16 protein-coding genes are annotated in these 14,236 nt (G+C 60.7%); 11 read left to right on the forward strand and 5 right to left on the reverse strand.

All coding sequences use genetic code 11. The features are described 5' to 3' along the window. Positions 1–4: 4 nt before the first annotated feature. From ACQZ48_RS19750 to ACQZ48_RS19760, 3 genes are all read left to right on the forward strand, one after another. On the forward strand, positions 5–592 hold the full coding sequence (locus ACQZ48_RS19750) for an IMPACT family protein (protein WP_448729228.1): 588 nt from the start codon (positions 5–7) through the stop codon (positions 590–592). A 138-nt stretch (positions 593–730) separates the two neighbouring features. Next, on the forward strand, positions 731–1,399 hold the full coding sequence (locus tag ACQZ48_RS19755; RefSeq protein WP_448729229.1) for an RluA family pseudouridine synthase: 669 nt from the start codon (positions 731–733) through the stop codon (positions 1,397–1,399). A gap of 7 nt (positions 1,400–1,406) precedes the next feature. Next, the gene (locus ACQZ48_RS19760) at positions 1,407–2,033 is read left to right on the forward strand and encodes a class I SAM-dependent methyltransferase (RefSeq protein WP_077984767.1); all 627 of its coding nucleotides are present in this window, start codon (positions 1,407–1,409) and stop codon (positions 2,031–2,033) included. On the opposite strand, the gene ACQZ48_RS19765 is transcribed toward ACQZ48_RS19760, so the two are convergent. Further along, positions 2,034–2,219, reverse strand: a complete 186-nt coding sequence (locus tag ACQZ48_RS19765) for a hypothetical protein (RefSeq protein WP_077984766.1) — start codon at positions 2,217–2,219, stop codon at positions 2,034–2,036. A 185-nt stretch (positions 2,220–2,404) separates the two neighbouring features. Here ACQZ48_RS19765 and ACQZ48_RS19770 point away from each other — a divergent pair, with 185 nt between their 5' ends. Then, complete coding sequence (locus ACQZ48_RS19770; RefSeq protein WP_448729230.1) at positions 2,405–3,631, forward strand: PQQ-dependent sugar dehydrogenase; 1,227 nt, start codon at positions 2,405–2,407, stop codon at positions 3,629–3,631. A 104-nt stretch (positions 3,632–3,735) separates the two neighbouring features. Further along, the gene (locus ACQZ48_RS19775; protein ID WP_448729231.1) at positions 3,736–4,752 is read left to right on the forward strand and encodes a DNA topoisomerase IB; all 1,017 of its coding nucleotides are present in this window, start codon (positions 3,736–3,738) and stop codon (positions 4,750–4,752) included. Positions 4,753–4,756: 4 nt separating this feature from the next. Here ACQZ48_RS19775 and ACQZ48_RS19780 read toward each other — a convergent pair whose 3' ends face one another. After that, positions 4,757–5,479, reverse strand: a complete 723-nt coding sequence (locus ACQZ48_RS19780) for a response regulator transcription factor (protein ID WP_173991354.1) — start codon at positions 5,477–5,479, stop codon at positions 4,757–4,759. A 1-nt stretch (position 5,480) separates the two neighbouring features. Next, entirely contained in the window at positions 5,481–6,716 is a 1,236-nt protein-coding gene (locus ACQZ48_RS19785) for a GAF domain-containing sensor histidine kinase (RefSeq protein WP_448729232.1), read from the reverse strand. A 303-nt stretch (positions 6,717–7,019) separates the two neighbouring features. Here ACQZ48_RS19785 and ACQZ48_RS19790 point away from each other — a divergent pair, with 303 nt between their 5' ends. The 6 genes from ACQZ48_RS19790 (at position 7,020) to recX (ending at position 13,084) form a co-directional block, all read left to right on the forward strand. Then, positions 7,020–8,036 carry an ABC transporter substrate-binding protein gene (locus tag ACQZ48_RS19790; protein ID WP_077984853.1) on the forward strand — a complete coding sequence of 339 codons (1,017 nt, stop codon included), beginning with the start codon at positions 7,020–7,022 and terminating at the stop codon, positions 8,034–8,036. Between the two features lie 92 nt (positions 8,037–8,128). Next, positions 8,129–9,592 carry a sugar ABC transporter ATP-binding protein gene (locus ACQZ48_RS19795; RefSeq protein WP_448729233.1) on the forward strand — a complete coding sequence of 488 codons (1,464 nt, stop codon included), beginning with the start codon at positions 8,129–8,131 and terminating at the stop codon, positions 9,590–9,592. After that, complete coding sequence (locus ACQZ48_RS19800) at positions 9,589–10,530, forward strand: ABC transporter permease (protein ID WP_077984760.1); 942 nt, start codon at positions 9,589–9,591, stop codon at positions 10,528–10,530. Before ACQZ48_RS19795 ends, ACQZ48_RS19800 begins: the two co-directional genes overlap by 4 nt. Beyond that, positions 10,527–11,474, forward strand: coding sequence for an ABC transporter permease (locus tag ACQZ48_RS19805; RefSeq protein WP_448729234.1), 948 nt, complete (start codon positions 10,527–10,529; stop codon positions 11,472–11,474). Before ACQZ48_RS19800 ends, ACQZ48_RS19805 begins: the two co-directional genes overlap by 4 nt. 28 nt (positions 11,475–11,502) lie before the next feature. Continuing rightward, the gene (locus tag ACQZ48_RS19810) at positions 11,503–12,423 is read left to right on the forward strand and encodes an SMP-30/gluconolactonase/LRE family protein (protein WP_448729235.1); all 921 of its coding nucleotides are present in this window, start codon (positions 11,503–11,505) and stop codon (positions 12,421–12,423) included. 70 nt (positions 12,424–12,493) lie between these two features. Further along, positions 12,494–13,084: a recombination regulator RecX gene (gene recX / locus ACQZ48_RS19815; RefSeq protein WP_191218023.1), complete on the forward strand. Its 591-nt coding sequence runs from the start codon at positions 12,494–12,496 to the stop codon at positions 13,082–13,084. 3 nt (positions 13,085–13,087) lie between these two features. Here the strand turns inward: recX and ACQZ48_RS19820 are convergent, their stop codons facing one another. Further along, positions 13,088–13,486, reverse strand: coding sequence for a c-type cytochrome (locus ACQZ48_RS19820; protein WP_448729236.1), 399 nt, complete (start codon positions 13,484–13,486; stop codon positions 13,088–13,090). A gap of 98 nt (positions 13,487–13,584) precedes the next feature. Next, positions 13,585–14,112, reverse strand: coding sequence for a DUF992 domain-containing protein (locus ACQZ48_RS19825; protein WP_077984755.1), 528 nt, complete (start codon positions 14,110–14,112; stop codon positions 13,585–13,587). Between the last annotated feature and the right edge of the window lie 124 nt (positions 14,113–14,236).

The raw sequence follows: 14,236 nt of genomic DNA on the forward strand, positions 1-14,236 counted from the left end.
GCCCATGTTCACGCTCGACCGACCCGTCACCTTTTCGCAGGATATCAAGAAAAGCCGCTTCATCGCCTTTGCCGCGCCGGTGACGGGTGAAGAGGATGCGAAGAACTTTCTTGCGGCGCATTCCGATCCGGATGCGAACCATAATTGCTGGGCATGGCGAAGCGGCCAGGCCTATCGTTTCAGCGATGACGGCGAACCCTCGGGAACGGCCGGAAAACCGATCCTTCAGGCCATCGACGGCCAGACACTCGATAATGTCGCCGTTCTCGTCATCCGCTGGTTCGGCGGCATTCTCCTTGGCAGCGGCGGCCTGATGCGCGCTTATGGCGGCACCGCGGCTGCCTGCCTGCGACTTGGCGAGACGTCACCGGTCATCGCCTATGTCATTGCGACGCTCAGCTGCCCTTTCTCCGATCTGGCGCTGGTGAAATCGCGCCTCTCCGCCACACCGAACCTGCGTCTGGAAAGGGAAGATTTTACCGGCGCCGGCGCGGATATGCTGCTCTCGGTTCCGACGGAAGAAGCCGAACGGCTTAGCCGTCTTCTCAGCGACCTGACCAGCGGGCGGGTCAATCTCCATATTCCCGACTAGAGTTTTCGCTTTTCTTCGAATCGCGAAAACACTCTAACTCTTTGTTTTGGCGCATTTCCGGACGGAAAACCGGGTTCCACTTTTCCTGGGAATGCTCTCGCGCCTGTCCGAATGCGCAATTCGTGCTAAGGAAGCGACATGTCATCCAAGCTTTCCAACCCCGTCTATCATCCGCCGCTCGACCCCTGGCTCACCATCGTGCACCGCGATGACGATCTTCTGGTGCTCGACAAGCCAAGCGGGCTTCTCTCCGTGCCGGCGCGCGATCCGGCGCTTTCGGACAGCCTGATGTCGCGTGTGCAGAAACAGTTCCCGAAAGCGCTGATGATCAACCGGCTCGACAAGGACACATCGGGTATCGTGCTGATGTCCCTGAACCGCAAGGCGCATGCGGCGATTGCGTCGCAGTTCGAAAACCGTGAGACGCGCAAATCCTATGTGGCCATTGTCTGGGGAGATGTCGCGGGCGAAGAGGGCGAGGTGGATTTGCCGCTGGCCATCGATCCCGAAAACAAGCCCCGTCACCGGGTCGACCAAGAAAACGGCAAACCGGCGCAGAGCCTTTGGCGGGTGCTGGAGCGACTGCCGCTTCCCGCAACCAGACTGGCGCTGACCCCGCTTACCGGCCGCACCCACCAATTGCGGGTGCATATGAAGGCGCTCGGCCATCCGATCCTCGGTGACGAATTTTATGCCGAAGGCGAAGCGCTCGCCGCCGCGCCGCGCCTGATGCTGCATGCGCAGGAGGTCGGGTTCCGCCATCCCGATGGCCGTGACGTCACCTATACCGTACCCTGCCCGTTCTGAGGTCCAGATGAAGGAACAAAACGAAAGCTTCGTGGTGGATTTTGTCGGCGGCGCGGTCGGGCACCGTTTCCGCTCCGGCGAAGGGCGCGGGCAGGCCCTGCCGAAAGCCGCCGGTTTCACCAAAGGCCGCATGCCAAAAATCGTCGATGCCACGGCCGGGCTCGGGCGGGATGCCTTTCTGCTTGCCTCACTCGGCGCGGAAGTGACCCTCATCGAACGCTCGCCGGACATGCATGCTCACCTCGCCGATGGCATTCGCCGCGCGCTGGAGGCGGGCGGCGCCTATGCCGAGGCGGCGGCGCGCATGACGCTGCTTCACGGAGATTCACGCCAGTTGCTGAAAGAGCTTTCACCGGAGGTGGTGATCGTCGACCCCATGCATCCGCCGCGCCACAACACGGCGTTGGTGAAAAAGGAGATGCGGGTGCTGAGGGAACTGGTTGGCTCCGACCCGGACCAGGTGGAGCTGATGGAGGTTGCACTGGAGAATGCAACGAAGCGGGTGGTTCTGAAATGGCCGCTCCGCGCCGATCCGATGCCGGGCATTCGCAAGCCTTCGCATCAGATAACGGGCAAGAACACCCGCTATGATGTCTTCATGATCTTCGGAAAATCTATCGACCGGCAAGAATGATCAGCGAAAGCTCGGCTTGCGCTGCGCATTCATCAGAAGCTCGTGCCGCGAAGCAAATTCGCCGAACAGCTTTCTGAGCCGAGTTTCCTCGGCCTTGTCCAGCCGGTAACGCCGGCAGAATTCCGCGACGTTGAGGATCGGCTTGGCTCTGTTCCCGTCTACGGTCTTGTTGTCGATGATCTGCATGGCGCCCTCCGTGTAACAAAGAGGAAAACGTGACCGCAGGCCGGCGGTTCCTTATGAATTCGCATGGATGAGAAAAGAGCGTGCCGTCTGCACACGCAATGATCAAGTTTTCTTGAAACTATCGCAGGAAACGAAATGCTCCCCAAATGGTTCTCGACCAGACGTAAACGATGGAAGGGAGACCCATGTTCCACAACAACCGATTTCTGAGTTCGACGATCCTGTGCGCGCTGCTCACCATGCCACTTGCCGGGATTGCGCAGGCCCAAGCCCCGGCTGCCGAAACGAAACGGCCGAACGCGCCGGATCAGAAACCGGCTTTTGAGGGGCAGACCCGCGCGCCGCAGGCCGCCGCGCAGCCAAGCGTTGAAAAAACCGTGATCGCTGACGGCCTGCCGCATCTCTGGTCGATGGAGTTTCTGCCAGATGGCCGCATGATCGTCGCGGCCAAGGAAGGCGCCATGCATATCGTCGCCGACGGCAAGGCCGGCCCGGCGATAGAAGGTGTGCCGGAGGTGGCGTCCGACGGACAGGGCGGACTTCTCGACATCGCGCTGGCTCCCGATTTCGAAACATCGCGCACGATCTTCTTCTCCTTCTCCGAACCGCGCGATGGCGGCAATGGCACGTCGGTAGCCTCGGCAAAACTGACCGAGGAAAGCGGCGCGGCAAAGCTGGACGATGTATCGGTTATTTTCCGTCAGATGCCGACCTACGACGGCGACAAGCATTTCGGTTCCCGCCTCGTTTTCGGGCCAAACAGCGAGCTTTATGTCACTGTCGGAGAACGTTCTGACGCAAAGCCTCGCGTGCAGGCGCAGGACCTGTCGAGCGGGCTTGGCAAGGTCTTCCGCATCGATACAAAGGGCAAGGCCTTTGAAGGCAATCCCTTCGCCAGCCAACAGAACGCCCTGCCCGAAATCTGGAGCTATGGCCACCGCAACCTGCAGGCGGCAGCGCTGGACGGAGAAGGCAGGCTCTGGACCGTGGAACACGGCCCGCGCGGCGGCGATGAGCTGAACATGCCGAAAGCCGGCCTGAACTACGGCTGGCCGGTCATCACCTATGGCGTCGAATATAGCGGAAGGTCGGTTGGCGAAGGCGTTACCGCAAAAGAAGGCATGGAACAGCCGGCTTATTATTGGGACCCGGTCATCGGCCCCTCCGGCATGGCCTATTATGACGGCGACCAGATCCCCGAATGGAAGGGCGCTTTCATCGTCGGCGGTCTGGTAAGCCAGGGTCTCGTCATCCTGCATATCGATGGCGACAGGGTCGCGACCGAAAGCCGGTTGCCGCTGGAGGCGCGCATTCGCGACGTGAAGGTCGGGCCGGATGGCGCGATCTATGCCGTGACCGAAGAGCGCGGCGGCGGGAACTCACAGATTCTGCGGATCGCCAAGGCCGGCTGATTAAAAAGACCGGCTGAGAAAACTCACGATTGGAGCGACAGGCCGCCGGAACGAAGGCGGTCTGTTTTTCGTTTGCCGCAGCGTGAAACCTGCCGGGAAAAACAATGCCACAACCGCCCACCCGCCTTCTTGCCAAAATCGGACTTGCCTATGTCAACGATCAGGAGCCGGGTATTTCCCGCGAAAAACGCGGACGCGGTTTCTGTTACCGCCTGCCGGGCGGCGAGCTTCTCTCCGACAGCGTCGAACTGAAGCGCATCAAAGCGCTCGGCGTGCCGCCCGCCTATAGGGACGTCTGGATATGCATCGACCCCGCCGGCCATCTGCAGGCTACGGGCTTCGATTCCCGGGGACGAAAACAATATCGCTATCATCCCGACTGGCACGCGTTCCGGGGCGAGACGAAATTTTTCCAGCTCAAAAGCTTCGGCAAGGCGCTGCCCGCCATCCGCCGCCGCGCCATCGCCGATATAGAAAAACAGGACCACGGGCAGGAAATGACGCTTGCAGCGCTCACACTGCTGCTCGATGCCGCCTATCTACGCGTCGGCAACCGCTCCTATCTCGAAACCAACGGCACCTATGGCGCAACGACGCTGCTCAAGCGGCACGTCTCCTTCGGTGAAACTATCGAGTTGCGATTTGCCGCCAAGGGCGGGCAGAAGGTAAAACGGCAATTGCGCCACCCGCGCCTTCAGAAAATCCTCGAGGAGATCTCCGACCTGCCCGGCAAGGAACTCTTTGTGTGGCAGGACAGTGAAAACCGGGTGCATTCGGTCGATTCCAGCGACCTCAACGCCTACCTCTCCCGCATCGGCGGACAAGGCATTTCCGCCAAGACCTTTCGCACCTGGGGTGGAACATTGGCAGCCTTCTGCAACGCGATGGAGCACGTCGCAGCGGGTGAGAAACCGAGCATAAAGGGCATGTGTCAGGCGGCCGCATCAGAGCTTTCCAACACGCCCGCCATCTGCCGCAAGAGCTATGTGCACCCTGCCGTTCTCGACATTGCGACAGAAGAAAAAGCCCGGAAAAAACTCGGGCGCATCCTGAAGGTCGGTGCAAAACCCGTTTCCGGCCTCAGGGCCGATGAAAGGCGGCTGCTGGCCTTTCTTCCCTAAGCGGTCAACGGCTAGCAGCCCATTCCGCCAGTTCCCGTTCGGCTCTTTCCAGCGCGCTGTAATTCAACAGCTTACGCAGGAAAGCGACGGTAACCGCACGGGTGCGGAGATTATATCGTCCCTCCGCCTCGTCGTCGCCGGCCGCCTGATGCACGTTCAGCTTCTCGTAGAGGCTTTGCAGCCGGTTCTGCACGCTGCGCAGCGACAGGTTGCGACGGCGGGCAATCGCCTTGTCGGTGAGGCCGAGCGCGACATCGATCAGGATTTCATATTCGGAATCGGTGAAGCCATGGGCCTTGCCCAGGCTCTTTTCCTGCAGGCCGCGCACCTCCCGGTCGATCACGCATTGCGCCTCGATGAAGATGCTGCGCAAGGCCAGCCGCAGGCGGTCATCGGAGGCCGATTTCAGCACGTAGCCATAGGCGGCGCCTTCCGGCACGATGCGGGAAACACCGCGCACATAGGCCTCGTCGGAATAGTTGGACCAGAACAGGATGCGGGTATCCGGCCTTTCCTTCCAGATGGTGCGCGCCGCCTCGATGCCGTTGCGCTCGTTCATCTGCAAATCCATGACGATATGGGCGGCCCGGTTTTCCCGCGCAAGCTTCTCGCCGGTCCTGCCGTTCGCCGCTTCCAGCACATTGTCGCATTCCGGCAGCGCGGCGCGCACCGCTTCGTTCAAATAGGCGCGGTGCAGCGCATCGTCCTCGACGATCAGCACGTCCATGTCACACATCCTCCCGGTGATCGAAAGCACCTTCCGGCAGGGTCACGGTGATGCATGTGCCCGCCCCGTTGCGGTTGCCGCCAATATCGAATTTCGCCGAAATCAGCCGCGCCCGCGTCTTCATATTGCCGATGCCGAGGCCGCCGGAAGCCGCGCCGTCACCGCCGCCATTGCCATCATCGCTCACCGTCACCCTCAGCCCGCCATCGACGGCGGTGAGGTTCACGGCAATGGTTTCCGGCTGGGCATGACGAATGGCGTTGTTGACCGCCTCCTGCACGATGCGGAACAGCGAGATGGCCACCGTCTTGTCGAGCCTTTCCACCAGCCCGTCCGTCTCATCCGTGACCGACCAATCTATAACCGAGCCGCTGTCGCGCACGGAACGATCCACATAGGTCTCGATGGCCTCAACGACACCGAACAATTGCAGGATCGAGGGTTTTGCCTCCTCGATGATCTCGCGCAGGTCCTGCATGCAATGCTGCAGGCTGCGCACCACCGGTTCCAGCATCTCGCCGGAAACATCGGCCGAATGGCTCATCCGCTCGATGCGCCGCGCCAGCCGCGTCAAATCCGCCAGTGTCTGGTCGTGCAGATCCATGCCGATACGCTGTCGTTCGGCCTCCAGCGCCTCCGTCAATTGCAGCGCGCCGAGGCGCAGGCCCTCTTCGCGAGCATTGGCGCGCGCCTCCTCGATGGCGGAGCGTTTGGCCTGCTCGGCGGCGCGGATGGCGTAAAAATAAGGGGCCAGCAAATCCGCGACGGCGCGGGCATTCGCCACATCCTCCATCGTATAGGCGTCCGACTGGTGGGAGGAGCAACTCAGCGCGCCGATAATGTCGCCATGCACCTTCATCGGTACATGCAGCCGGCTATGCAGGTTAAGTTCGATGATCGGGCTCGAAAACGACCCTTCGAAATGAAAGCGCGGATCGGAGCAGGCATCGCCGCTCAAGAGGTATTCCACCTCGCCTGACAGCAGTGTCCGGATCGGGCTGCCGGTCAGAAGGGCGGGCGGCTGCCGGCTCCAGGCGCTGACGAGGCCGCTCTCATAAGCGATGTGATATTTGTCATCCAGCTGCTTGATGCAGACATCCATATGGTCATGCGGGATGATATGGCCGATCTCGGTGGCGACCGCCTGGATGATGGCGTTGAATTCGAGCTGCCCGGCAAGCAGCCGGGAAATGCCCATATAATGATGAAAAAGAGCGCTTTTCGGCGTATCCAGCATGTGCGGACGCCCTCCCAAGCGCCTGCCTTCGACCATCGCGGCGAATTCAATCCCTTGGGCGCCGCACCGTTCATTCTGCGCCCGGCGGAGGCGTTTCGTCCTGCGGGTTCCCGCATGCTTTCTGCGGAAACCCGCAGGAAGATTGCCGTGATCCGCCTATACAAGCCAAATCTTCTTGGTCATTCTCGCTTTTACTGGGGAAAGGAGCTCCAGTGCAAAGGAATTCCGCCTGCCGCCGAGGAGATTTGCGGTGTTGCAAGAATTCCGGGCTCGAAAAGGGCAAGCCACGAGGGAGGAAATCAAATGGCTTTCAGGAAGATGCTTATGGCATCGGCCGCTGTCGCATGCGCAGCTTTGCCGATCACCGCTCATGCCGATACGTCGGCCAAAAAAATCGCGCTTTCAAACAATTATGCCGGCAATTCCTGGCGTCAGGCGATGCTGACGAGCTGGGACAAGATCACCAAGCAGGCGGTTGCCGACAAGCAGGTCGCCGCCGCTGACGCCTTCACCACAGCCGAAAACCAGGCGACCGAACAGGCTGCGCAGATCCAGAACCTCATTCTCCAGGGTTACGACGCCATCGTCATCAATGCCGCTTCGCCCACCGCCCTTAACGGCGCGGTAAAGGAAGCCTGTGATGCCGGCATCACCGTCGTATCCTTCGACGGCATCGTCACCGAACCCTGCGCATGGCGCATCGCCGTCGATTTCAAGGCGATGGGCGCAAGCCAGATCGACTATCTCGCCAAGGCCATGCCGAAGGGTGGAAACCTGCTCGAAATTCGCGGCCTCGCCGGCGTTTCGGTCGATGACGAAATCCATGCCGGCATCGTCGACGCCGTCGCCAAGAACCCGCAGTTCAAGATCGTCGGTTCGGTCAACGGCGACTGGGCGCAGGATGTTGCCCAGCGCGCCGTCGCCGGCATTCTGCCGAGCCTTCCCGAAATCGCCGCTGTCGTCACGCAGGGCGGTGACGGTTACGGTGCGGCACAGGCTTTCGCCGCCGCCAAGCGTCCAACCCCCACCATCGTCATGGGCAACCGTGAAGACGAGCTGCAATGGTGGAAACAGCAGAAGGATGCCAGCGGCTACGAAACCATGTCCGTTTCCATCGCCCCTGGTGTTTCGACGCTGGCTTTCTGGGTGGCGCAGCAGATTCTTGACGGCAAGGATGTGAAGAAGGACCTGACGGTTCCGTTCCTGCGCATCGACCAGGCCAATCTTGAGGAGAACCTCAAGAACACCCAGAAGGGTGGCGTGGCGAATGTGGAATATTCGCTTGAGGATGCCCAGAAGGTGATTTCGTCGACAAAATAAGTCGCGCATTCACAAACTTCTCCTGCGGCGCTTTAAAAAGAAGCGCCGCAGCGACCCCCATATTCAATTTCAGATCACTGGCGTAATTGCTCATGAATGACATCATCGAGGCGCAAGAAGTCGTCGCCGCGCGCGGCGTGAAGGTCGTGTTCGGCGCGGTAAGAGCGCTGGATGGGGCCGATCTCGTCATCCGCACGGGGGAATGCCTCGGGCTTGTCGGCCATAACGGCGCGGGAAAGTCCACCATCGTCAACGTTATCAATGGTGGGCTAACGCCACATGAGGGTTCCGTTTCCTATGGCGGCAACGAAAACCGCCACGGCATTGCCGCCGCGCGCGCGAACGGCGTTCGCTGCGTGTTTCAGGAACTGTCGCTCTGTCCGAACCTGACGATCAGCGAAAATGTCCGCATCATGCATGCCTCCGCGGGTGGGCGAAACTGGCGCGTCCGTGCGCTGACGACGATCCGGCAGGCACTGGATGAAATTTTTCCCGGCCACGGCGTCGATTGCGAGCTGACCGTGGCCGAGCTTTCCATCGCCGAACGGCAGATGGTGGAAATCGCCATCAATTTCTGCCGCATGCCGCACGCACCGAGACTGGTGATCCTCGATGAGCCGACGTCCTCCCTCGATGCCGGTCTCGCCGAGCAGCTGATGGATTATGTCCGCCGTTTCGTGCGGGAGGGCGGATCGGTTCTGCTGATCTCGCATATTCTCGGCGAAATTCTTTCGACGGCCACCCGTATCGTGGTGATGAAGGATGGCCGGGTGGTGGCCGACCGGAAGGCCGCCGACTTCACCACCCGCTCGCTGGTTGAGGCCATGGGCAGCGTCGTCAAGGAACAGGACAGGCGACGGGGTGAAAGCCGCAAGGCGGGCGAGAAGGTGCTTTCCATGCCGGCACGCCGGGGCGAAGGCCTTGCCTTCGAGGCCTTTCGCGGCGAGATCGTCGGCCTTGCCGGTCTCGGCGGCCATGGCCAGACCGAAGCGCTGCTCGATCTTTACCTTGCCCGCAACAATAGCTGGCTGACCGCGCGCAAGACCGATCTCGCCTTCGTGGCGGGCGACCGCAGCCTGAACGGTACTTTTCCGCTGTGGAGCATCCTCAAAAACCTGTCCATCGCCTCGCTTAGAGATATTTCAACAGCAGGCATGGTGGACAGGGGCAGGGAAACCGACCTTGGGGCGCAGTGGAAAAAGCGCATCGAAATTCGCACGCCCGACATGGGCAACAAGATCCTTTCGCTCTCCGGCGGCAACCAGCAGAAGGTGCTTTTCGCCCGCGCGCTCGCCACCACCGCCAGCACCGTTCTGATGGACGACCCGATGCGCGGCGTCGATATCGGCACCAAACAGGAGGTCTACGACATCTTGAGAACCGAAGCCTCGAACGGCCGCACCTTCATCTGGTACTCCACCGAAATGGATGAAATCCGTCTCTGCGACCGGGTCTATGTGTTCCGCGACGGCGCCATCCAGGCCGAACTCGTCGGCGACGATATTACCGAGCAGAATGTGCTGGCCGCCTCCTTTTCCGGAGAAGACCACGCATGAAACTCTCCGCAAACGCGCTCCGCCTCATCATTCCCGCCGCCTCGCTCGCCTTCCTGCTAGCCGCCGTCTTCTACATGCAGCCGCGCGCCATGAGCTATACCGGCATGAACCTGCTGTTCAATCTGGCCGTGCCGATTGCGCTCGCCACCATTGCGCAGATGCTGATCATGTCGGTCAACGATCTCGATCTGTCGATGGGCGCCTTCGTCAGTTTCTGCGCCTGTGTAACCGCCACTTTCCTGCAAACCACGCCCGCCCTCGGAATTGCGATTTTTGCCGGTGCGATTGCGGTTTATGCATTGCTCGGCGCCATCATCCATATCCGCAACCTGCCCTCCATCGTCGTTACACTTGGCATGAGCTTCGTCTGGGGCGGCCTCGCCGTCCTCATCCTCCCCTCGCCCGGCGGCCAGGCGCCTGCCTTCATCCGCACGCTGATGACGGCGAAACCGCCGCTCGTGCCAATCGCCATCGTCGCCAGCATCCTGATCGCGGCAGTCGCCCATTATATCGTCATGCGCTCTTCCTTCGGCGTGTTGATGCGCGGCGTCGGCGGCAATTTCCGCTCGGTCGAGCGCTCCGGCTGGTCGGTCATCGGCATCCGTGCCGCCACCTTTGCGCTCGCCGGTTTCTTCGCGGTGCTGTCCGGTATCGCTCTTGTGGGGCTGACGACATCGGCGGACGCTAATATCGCGCTGCGTTACACGCTGCTGTCGATTGCCGGCGTCATCCTCGGCGGCGGCGAATTCGTCGGCGGCAGGGTCTCCCCCATCGGCGCCGTCATCGGCGCGCTGACGCTGACGCTCGCCGGCTCGTTCCTCTCTTTCATGCGCATTTCGCCCGACTGGCAGATCGGCGCTCAAGGGGCGATCCTGATCATCGTGCTGGCGCTGCGCATCCTGCTCAACCGTCTTGAAAAACGGGAGAAAAATCAATGAACGGGCTCTCTTCCCTCACCAGAAAACCATGGATCTGGTCCTTTGCCGCAACCGTTGCGGTCTGGATCGTCACCGTGCTCTTCACCGGCGGCGCAAGCTCCTTCGGCCTGTCGCATGCAGCACTCACCTTCGCGGCCTTTTCGGTCATCGTCGGCATCGGCCAGATGTTCGTCATCACGCTCGGGCCGGGCAATATCGACCTCTGCGTTCCCGCCACGATGACTTTGTCAGGCACGCTCGCGCTCAAATTCATGGATGTGTCCGACAGCCTCATCCTGCCCGGATTGCTGATCGCCATCCTGATCGGCATCGCCATCGGCATCGGCAATTATGCGCTGATCAAGCTCCTGCGCATTCCGCCGATCATCGCGACGCTGTCGATGAGCTTCATCGTGCAATCCATCGCCATCTGGTCGAACCGCGGCCTGCGCATCAAACCGCCGGAAACATTGGCGACATTCGCGATCTCAAGCTCTTTCGGCATTCCCAATGTGGCGCTTGTCGCGCTGCTGCTCTCGGTCGTCGCCTGGCTGCTGCTCGACCGCACATTTTACGGACGCTGGATTGCCGCCATCGGCCAGAGCACCTTCGCTGCGCGAATGACCGGCATTCCCGTGGATGGCGCCCGTTTCGTCACCTATGTCCTCTGCGCGGTGCTGGCGGCGATTGCCGGTTATCTGCTCGCCAGCTTCTCGGGAGGTGCTGCCCTCAACATGGGATCGGAATATCTGCTGATGTCCATCGCCGTCGTCGTCATCGGCGGCACAGCGGTCGCGGGTGGGGATTCCAATGTTCCCGGCATCTGGGGCGCCTCGCTTTTCATGTTCCTGGTGGTATCGATGCTGAACACCTATGGTTTCGGCGCCGGCATCCGCCTCATCCTCACCGGCCTCATCATCATATCAGTCATCCTTCTGGCAAGCGGCCCCAAAGCCACGCGCTGAACGACAAGCTCTCAAGCGGATCACGCTCATGACCACAGACAAGACCTCCCCTTACGAAATCCACGACGACCGCTTCCGCCATCTGATCGTCGGCAATGCGGAGCTGGAAGAGCTTTATTCCGGCTGCCGCTGGGCCGAAGGCCCGGTGTGGTTTGCCGATCTCAACTGCCTGCTGTTCAGTGATATCCCCAATGAGCGCATGCTGCGGTGGGTGCCGGACGGCGGCATTTCGGTATTCCGCCAGCCCTCCAATTTCACCAACGGCAACACCCGCGACCGGCAGGGACGACTTGTCTCCTGTGAACATGGCGGCCGCCGCGTCACCCGCACCGAGGTCGATGGCTCGATCACGGTTCTCGCCGACAGCTACGGCGGCAAGCGGCTAAACTCTCCCAATGATGTGGTGGTGAAATCCGACGGCAGCGTCTGGTTCACCGATCCGACCTACGGCATTCTTTCAGACTATGAGGGCTACAAGGCCGAGCCGGAGCAGAAGACCCGCAATGTCTATAGGCTCGATTCCGCAACCGGAAAGATCGATATCGCCATCGACGACTTCGTGCAGCCGAACGGCCTTGCATTCTCGCTCGACGAAACGAAGCTCTACGTCGCCGACAGCTCCTATAGCCACGACACCTCCCGCCCGCGCCATATCCGCGTCTTCGACGTGGTGGATGGCGTGAAGCTTACGAATGGCCGGGAATTCTGCAATCTCGACAATGGCTTGCCGGATGGATTCCGCCTGGATACGGCTGGCAACCTCTGGACCAGTGCAGGCGACGGCGTTCATTGCTTTGCACCTGACGGTACGCTGATCGGCAAGATCAAGGTGCCACAGACGGTGGCGAACCTCACCTTCGGCGGCCCGAAGAAGAACCGGCTGTTCATCACCGCAACGAAATCCCTCTATTCGGTTTATGTCGCCGCCACCGGCGCACAGACGCCCTGAGACACCGAAACCGGAGAATTCAGGCCGGGAGGGAACTGGCAAGACGGCTCAAGCGCGTTATAAATGCGCCATGAGTGACGATTCCAGCCCCTTCCTGACTGACGATATGGAGTTCGACGACGAAGCACAGGCCGTTGAGCCCACCAGCCGTATGCTCTCCTGGGCGCGCAATTCCGCTCTCTACCGGCTGCAACAGCGGATGATGACGGAAAAGCAGCTGCGCGACGCCATCATGCGCAAGGCCCGGGAAAAATTCGAGGATATCGGCCCGGCGCAGGTAAAGGCGCTCGGCGAATTTGCGGTGACCTTCGCTTACGGCATCAAGGCGCTCGACGATACGGCTTTTGCGGAAATCACCGTGCGAAGCGGCCAGCGCAGCGGCAAGTCAAAACGCGGGCTGGCGCAGAAACTCCAGATCAAGGGCGTAGCCCGGGAAACGGCCACGGCCGCGTTGCAGGAGACCAACGATCTGGTCGCCGCCGTCATTTTCGCGCGCAAGCGCGCCTTTGGGCCTTATCGCCGTGTCGAACCGGACGAGAAACGCAAGGCCAAGGAATTTTCCGCTTTCGCCCGCAACGGCTTCAGTTTTGAAATCGGCGCGAAGGTGATGGCGATGACAACGGAAGAGGCGGAGGACATCCTCTCCGACGCGCCGCTTTAACATTTACTGCGGCAGAGGATGCGTCTTCAGATAGGCGATTAGATCAACAATATCGGTTTCGCTCCATAGCCCGAAAAAGCGCATCGCATTTCCGGGGATTGCCTTTTTCGGGCTGGCGATGAATTTCTGCAATTCTTCTTCTGTCCAGACCCGGCCAGATGCGCCTGCGTCCTTCAGAGACCGTGAATAATGACCGTAATCGACCACGCCCGCCATTGGCCTGCCGACCACGCCCATCAGATGTGGCCCCATGCGGGTACGCGGTGCGTCGATGCTATGGCAGGTGGAACAGCGGCTGAAAACCGTCTCACCACGCGCAGCATCCCCCTCGGCAAAGGCGCTTGCCGCAAGAAGGAGGGAAAACGCGGCCACGGCCGCGGCTTGTCTGAAGACGGAAATCATGATCCGGATAATACAACGCCCTCCCCGTCTGGCAACGAAGAGGGCGTGTTTTGACATGCGACACAATGCCCGGTTAAAAACACCGGGCAATTCGCCGATCAGTTCATGGCCGTCAGCGTCACAGACGTGCCGGTGGCAGCAAGGTTGAGGCCAACCTGACCCGTTACGCTGACCGTCTGCAGCTGGATGGAGCCGGAGGTGCCGCCAACGAGGATGTTGGTGCCGACGCCGAGACCGACGGTGACTTCTGCCGTTGCGCCCTGATAGAGGCCGCCCAGCGAACCGCGGTGGTAACCGGCAGTCGGGGCGAAAACGGCCCAGACCAGACGGCCCTGCGTGGTGAAACCGAGGTCAACACCCATCTTGCGGATGGCGCCGGTGTAATGGTCTGTGCGACGCGCGCCCATGGTGGACTGGAAGGTGCAATCCAGTTCCTTGGCCGAGCCGAGAACGTAACCGACGCCACCGCCGATATCGCAGGTGAGGTAACCGATCTTGACGCCGTTGCGATCGTCCTGCTCCTGCGGAGCCGGCTCATATCTTGCAAGGTCGGCAGCGAGCGCGGAAACGGTTCCGCCAAGGCCCATCGTCAATGCGGCAAAAGTTACGGCAACAGCCTTTTTCATCTTGTTTTCTCCTGTTTTATCCTACCCGCAGCAGCCCTTCTTGCCCTCTCCGGATATTGAATTCCGCACTGTTAACGTTTGTTCCGAAAAATCGATCCAAAACAATTGAATTGGAGGCGATGAA

This window comes from Agrobacterium sp. 22-209-1 (assembly GCF_053522485.1).

Coding starts and splice junctions, on each gene's coding strand:
- ACQZ48_RS19750 (WP_448729228.1), top strand. CDS start 5: ATGTTCACGCTCGACCGACCCGTCACCTTTTCGCAGGATATCAAGAAA.
- ACQZ48_RS19755 (WP_448729229.1), top strand. CDS start 731: ATGTCATCCAAGCTTTCCAACCCCGTCTATCATCCGCCGCTCGACCCC.
- ACQZ48_RS19760 (WP_077984767.1), top strand. CDS start 1,407: ATGAAGGAACAAAACGAAAGCTTCGTGGTGGATTTTGTCGGCGGCGCG.
- ACQZ48_RS19765 (WP_077984766.1), bottom strand. CDS start 2,219: ATGCAGATCATCGACAACAAGACCGTAGACGGGAACAGAGCCAAGCCG.
- ACQZ48_RS19770 (WP_448729230.1), top strand. CDS start 2,405: ATGTTCCACAACAACCGATTTCTGAGTTCGACGATCCTGTGCGCGCTG.
- ACQZ48_RS19775 (WP_448729231.1), top strand. CDS start 3,736: ATGCCACAACCGCCCACCCGCCTTCTTGCCAAAATCGGACTTGCCTAT.
- ACQZ48_RS19780 (WP_173991354.1), bottom strand. CDS start 5,479: ATGGACGTGCTGATCGTCGAGGACGATGCGCTGCACCGCGCCTATTTG.
- ACQZ48_RS19785 (WP_448729232.1), bottom strand. CDS start 6,716: ATGCTGGATACGCCGAAAAGCGCTCTTTTTCATCATTATATGGGCATT.
- ACQZ48_RS19790 (WP_077984853.1), top strand. CDS start 7,020: ATGGCTTTCAGGAAGATGCTTATGGCATCGGCCGCTGTCGCATGCGCA.
- ACQZ48_RS19795 (WP_448729233.1), top strand. CDS start 8,129: ATGAATGACATCATCGAGGCGCAAGAAGTCGTCGCCGCGCGCGGCGTG.
- ACQZ48_RS19800 (WP_077984760.1), top strand. CDS start 9,589: ATGAAACTCTCCGCAAACGCGCTCCGCCTCATCATTCCCGCCGCCTCG.
- ACQZ48_RS19805 (WP_448729234.1), top strand. CDS start 10,527: ATGAACGGGCTCTCTTCCCTCACCAGAAAACCATGGATCTGGTCCTTT.
- ACQZ48_RS19810 (WP_448729235.1), top strand. CDS start 11,503: ATGACCACAGACAAGACCTCCCCTTACGAAATCCACGACGACCGCTTC.
- recX (WP_191218023.1), top strand. CDS start 12,494: ATGAGTGACGATTCCAGCCCCTTCCTGACTGACGATATGGAGTTCGAC.
- ACQZ48_RS19820 (WP_448729236.1), bottom strand. CDS start 13,486: ATGATTTCCGTCTTCAGACAAGCCGCGGCCGTGGCCGCGTTTTCCCTC.
- ACQZ48_RS19825 (WP_077984755.1), bottom strand. CDS start 14,112: ATGAAAAAGGCTGTTGCCGTAACTTTTGCCGCATTGACGATGGGCCTT.